This is a genomic window from Dyella sp., from assembly GCF_035508675.1.
Taxonomy (GTDB): Bacteria; Pseudomonadota; Gammaproteobacteria; order Xanthomonadales; family Rhodanobacteraceae; genus Dyella_B.
The window spans coordinates 1-4,820 of sequence record NZ_DATJMN010000262.1 but is presented as its reverse complement, the minus strand read 5'-3'; the positions used below and the strand labels follow the sequence as shown (position 1 = coordinate 4,820).

Sequence of the window (4,820 nt, the reverse complement as noted above, 5' to 3'; positions counted from 1 at the left end):
CTGCCGACGGAGCTCGACGACATGGAACGTGCGGCGAAGCATTTCAACGCCATGATGTGCGCGCGCTACGAGCGCGTGCTGGATTTCATCAAGATGCACTACTGCCTGACGCAACGCACGGACAGCGCGTTCTGGTGCGACAACACCGATCCGGCGAGCATCCCCGAAACGCTGCGCGATCGCCTGGCGGCATGGCGATATCGGCCGCCGCATCGATTGGATTTCGTCACCGACCTGGAAATGTTCCTGCCGTCGAGCTGGCAGTACGTGCTGTACGGCATGGAATTCCGCACGGACCTGGAGCCCATGCGTGCCAGCTATCCACGCATGGACGAGGCGCGGCGCGAGTTTGCGGCAATCCAGCAGGTTTCAGCGCACGCGATGAAGGATCTGCCCAAGCATCGCGAATTGGTCGAACAGATGTGCCGGGCGTATTTGCAGCGTAGCGGGGCGACGCACGGGATGCATGAAAATGCATGAGCCAGCCTTGCTGGCCTCGCGTAGGCTGGGATGAAATCCTAGCTTGCCGTGCGTCCCGATGCTGGGATTGCATCCCAGTCCCCGCCATTACCTCACATCATTGACCGCCGCATTCCACCGTGCGATCCGCGTTCGCCGCCAACGTCACCGACGTGATCGAGATCGCGGTGCCGGGCGCATCGCGCAATACGAAGGGCTGCTCGATGCGGCGCATGTCCGCGCCGTGCTTCTGCAGGCACTTGAGCGGCACGCCCAGGCGAACCCATTGGCCTTGCTGCAATGACGCGAGCGTGCCCTGCACGGGCACCTCGCCATGGCAGCTTGCGCCGCAACCCATGCCGATGCTTGCGTCGCCTTGTCCCAGCTTGTCGACACGCAGCGTCGCTACGAGCTGGATGTCGCCATTGGTCTGGCGGGACAGGTCCTGCGGCGTCGGCGAGGTAATGGCGAGCTGTGCATCATGCTGGCCCGTCCACGCAAAGCGGCGCGCGTCTTCCTGCACGTGATAATCGACCGCCGTCACACGCAGGTCGCCGTGGCGGCTGGTGGCCGGCATCGCGGTGACGGCCTGGCTGTCGCCGCCCTGGTCCGTGAGGATCAGCGAGAAGCCCTCCATCGGCTTGCCGCGCCTGAAATACACGCCGCTCTGCGCGTGATCGAGATGCATGCCAGGGTCTTCGGACAGCATCGGCAAATCGCCGTTGTTGGCATAGCTCAGACCGTAGCCAAACGGGAACAGCGGATTCGGCGCGGTCTGGCTGGTCTGCGCTGCAGTGCGCGGCCAGGCGTAGGAAAGCTTGCCGTGGAAATCATACTGGATGCTGCCGTCGCGCTTGCGCAGCAGCACGTCGGCAATGCCGCCGCCTTCCGAGCCGGGTAGCCAGGCCGCCACGAAGGCATCGGATGCGTTGATTTCCGGATTCACCCACAGCACGCGCCCCGACAGGAACACCGCCACCACCGGGATGCCTTGCGCATGCAGCCGCTTGAGCAATTGCAGATCGCTGTCGTCGCCCGGCTTGTAGGCCAGGTTGGGAATATCGCCCTGGAATTCCGCATACGGATCTTCGCCGAATACCACGATGGCGGCATCGGGTTTGTGCTGGTACGTACCATCCACCGAAAGCGTCGCGGTGCCGCCGGCCGCTTCCACCTGTTCGCGGATACCGCTCCAGATCGACTGCGCATGCGGGAAATTGGCATTGGTGGTGCCTGTGCCCTGCCAGGTGAGGGTCCAGCCGCCGCTTTGCTTGGGAATATTGTCTGCGCCGTCGCCAGCTACCAGGATGTGTTTGCGCGGATCAAGCGGCAGCAGGTGGTGATCGTTCTTCAGCAGCACCAGCGATTCGCGCACCGCCTGGCGCGCCAGTGCGCGATGGGCAGGGCTGCCGATCAGATCGAACTCGCCGGCCAGCGGCTGCGCCGGCAATTTGCCCGCATCAAGCAAGCCAAGCCGCAGTTTTACGCGCAGCACGCGCGTGACCGCATCGTCCAGGCGCGCCATCGGAATCGTGCCGTTGTGCACTTCCTGCAGTGTGTGTTGGTAGAGGCCGCGCCAGCTGTCCGGCGCCATGTACATGTCCAGCCCGGCATTGATGGCGGCGGGGCAATCCTCGTTGCTGCAACCGGGAACCTGGCCGTGCGCATTCCAGTCACCCACCACGAAGCCATCGAAATGCATGCGATCTTTCAGCACGCCAGTGAGCAGCCCCTTGTTGGCGGTCATCTTCACGCCGTTCCAGCTGGAGAACGATGCCATCACCGTTTGCACGCCGGCATCGATCGCCGGCGCATAGCCGGCGCCGTGGATGTCGCGCAAGGTGGCTTCGCTGACTTGCGCATCGCCTTGGTCGACGCCGTTGTGGGTGCCGCCGTCGCCCAGGAAGTGCTTGGCGCTGGCGATCACATGGTGTGCGTCGAGAAACTCCGGCGTGCCGGGCTCGCCTTGCAGGCCTTCCACCGCCGCCGGCGCATATTCCGCCACCAGTTTGGGATTGGACGAAAAGCCTTCATAGCTGCGGCCCCAGCGCACGTCCTGCGGCACGGCCAGCGTCGGTGCGAAGGCCCAGTTCAGCCCGATGGCGCGCACTTCTTCCGCGGTGGCCGCGCCGATCTTGCGGATCAGCGCCGGATCGTGCGCGGCGCCAAGCGCCACGTTGTGCGGAAAAATCGTCGCGCCCACCACGCCGTTGTTACCGTGCACGGCATCGATACCGAACAGCAGGGGGATGGCCGGATGTCCTTTGGGCACGTTCACGGCCGCGCGCTCATAGGCTTGTGCCAGCGCCAGCCATTGCTGTGCATCGGCAAGGCGCCCGCCGCCAGGCTTCGAATTGCCGCCGGCCAGCACGGAGCCAAGGTGGTAGTTGCGCACGTCCTCCGGCGTCGCGCTGCCGATGTCGGCCTGGATGATCTGGCCGACCTTTTCCTCGGTACTCATCGACGCCAGCAACGCGCGGATGCGCTGTTCCCCTTGCGGATCGGGCGGCAGTGGCGAATGTGCCGTTGGCCAGGTTTGCGGGTGCACGACGGCGCTGCCGGCCTGATCCTGGGCCAGAACGAACGCAGGCAGGGCCACGGCTAACGCGGAAAAGCACAGGAAACCCAGACGGAACGAACAAACGCCTTGAGCGTGATGCATGCGCGGTCCTTGGTTGGAGGGGTGCCGGCTGGGCCGCCCCGGTGGAATGTGGCGGCCATGTTCTTGGGATATGACAGCGCTGTCAATTATCTGGACAGGCCAGGGCTGGGCGATGTGGACAAGGATCGTGTCAGCGACAGCCGAGGGCGGCGGGCAATAAAAAAGGTGGCGACCCGATGGATCGCCACCTTATGTCCGCGAAACCGCGGTGTTTGCTGGGCTTAGCGAGCGTCGGAAACCGACACCACGCCTTCCTGCACCTGCACGCGGTTACCCGGGTCATGATCCATGCGGGTGGTACGCGTCACGCCGTTGTAGACGTACTGTACGTCGTAGCCGATGACGCGGTCGCTGGAATCGGTGACCGTCTTGCACTCGTGCTCGGTGGTGGACGTCACCTGGCTCTGGTGATGGGAGTTTTCAATGCGGTTACCTGCATAACCGCCCGCCACCGCGCCGCCCACTGTGGCCAGGGTGTTGCCCTTGCCATGGCCGATCATGTGTCCCAGCAGGCCACCGGCCACCGCACCGATCGCCGTACCGGCGATGTTGTGCTGGTCCTTCGGCGGCTCGGTGTGATTCACCACTACGTCCTGGCAGACCTGATGCGGGGTGTTCACTTGCTGGTGTACCGGCGTCACGCTAACGACCTGTGCGTACTCCGGACCTGCCGCTTGTTGTTGCTGCTGCTGCTGCTGCGAGGCATCCAGCGCCGGGTCCGCGTTGGCCTGATGGCTGCAGCCCGTCAGGCCGGCGACAGCTGCCACTGCGACAGCCGCGCAAAGCGTCTTGATTGCGAATTTGCTCATCTTTGAATCCCCCATTTCGGTCACTAAATCAAACATTGCGTTCACCCCTGCATTCCATGCTGCTCATTGAATGGCGACAAGGCTGAACAGTACCCACATGATGCATTAGCAATCGCTAAATGCTACAGGTCGGCCTACGTCACCCTGCAAAAAGGGCGTGGCAAGACCTGCGCAAGCGCCAGCGCCGTACATCATGCCGCGTGACGCAAGTCTACGGTCGGAACCATGTCGCATAAGCGACAAGAAAACTTTCAGTGCTTATTAAGCAGATCGAGCAGAGCATCGAAGCCGACACCAACGGAGGTCGTCATGAGCAAGCATGTAGCAGTCAGTCGTATGTTGGCGGGTTTGGCCGTTGCAGCTGTGTTGGCGACGCCGCTGGCGGCGTCGGCGCACGATCACGATGGTTGGGGACATCACGGCGGTTGGGATCGCGGCGGCTGGCATGACCGCGATTGGCACCGTGGCGGTTATTGGAGCGGTGGCCGCTGGATTGCCGGCGCGGTCGTTGCGGGTGCCGTGGCCGGTCTGGTCGAGAACGCCGTTGCACCACCTCCGCCGCCGGTCTACTACGCGCCGCCGCAAACGGTGGTCTATGCAGCCGCACCACCGCCGGTTGTCACCACCCGCACCGTGGTATACACCACGCGCTATTACGGCCAATAGGTCTGCGAGCATCGAATGGCGCTTGATGAAAAGCCCGGCTACCCGCCGGGCTTTTCGTTGGAAACGAAAGCGATTGATTGCGGTTGGGAGACGAAAGGCGGCCGTTTCCTATGCCATCATCCGTCCATGCAAGGCGTTCCCCATTCCTTTGGTAACCCTGTCGATACCGCCGAATTTCGCTGCCCCGCGCATCGTTCTGGCGTCGAGTTGTATCGTGCGCATAT

Annotated in this window: 4 protein-coding genes and 1 pseudogene; 3 read left to right on the top strand and 2 right to left on the bottom strand. The window is 63.4% G+C overall.

The annotated features are described in order from the left end of the window. A partial coding sequence (locus VMA74_RS13710) for a tryptophan 7-halogenase (RefSeq protein ID WP_325367863.1) occupies window positions 1–480 on the top strand: 480 nt, incomplete at its 5' end. Between the two features lie 97 nt (window positions 481–577). On the opposite strand, the gene VMA74_RS13705 is transcribed toward VMA74_RS13710, so the two are convergent. Together VMA74_RS13705 and VMA74_RS13700 are read right to left on the bottom strand one after the other, a co-directional pair. Further along, window positions 578–3,121: an exo 1,3/1,4-beta-D-glucan glucohydrolase gene (locus VMA74_RS13705; protein ID WP_325367861.1), complete on the bottom strand. Its 2,544-nt coding sequence runs from the start codon at window positions 3,119–3,121 to the stop codon at window positions 578–580. Window positions 3,122–3,342: 221 nt separating this feature from the next. Beyond that, on the bottom strand, window positions 3,343–3,930 hold the full coding sequence (locus tag VMA74_RS13700; protein ID WP_325367860.1) for a glycine zipper 2TM domain-containing protein: 588 nt from the start codon (window positions 3,928–3,930) through the stop codon (window positions 3,343–3,345). A gap of 309 nt (window positions 3,931–4,239) precedes the next feature. Here VMA74_RS13700 and VMA74_RS13695 point away from each other — a divergent pair, with 309 nt between their 5' ends. After that, a complete protein-coding gene (locus VMA74_RS13695) occupies window positions 4,240–4,596 on the top strand; it encodes a hypothetical protein (RefSeq protein ID WP_325367858.1) in 357 nt (118 codons plus the stop codon). A gap of 15 nt (window positions 4,597–4,611) precedes the next feature. Beyond that, window positions 4,612–4,820, top strand: a pseudogene (locus VMA74_RS13690) (hypothetical protein); the annotation flags it as partial.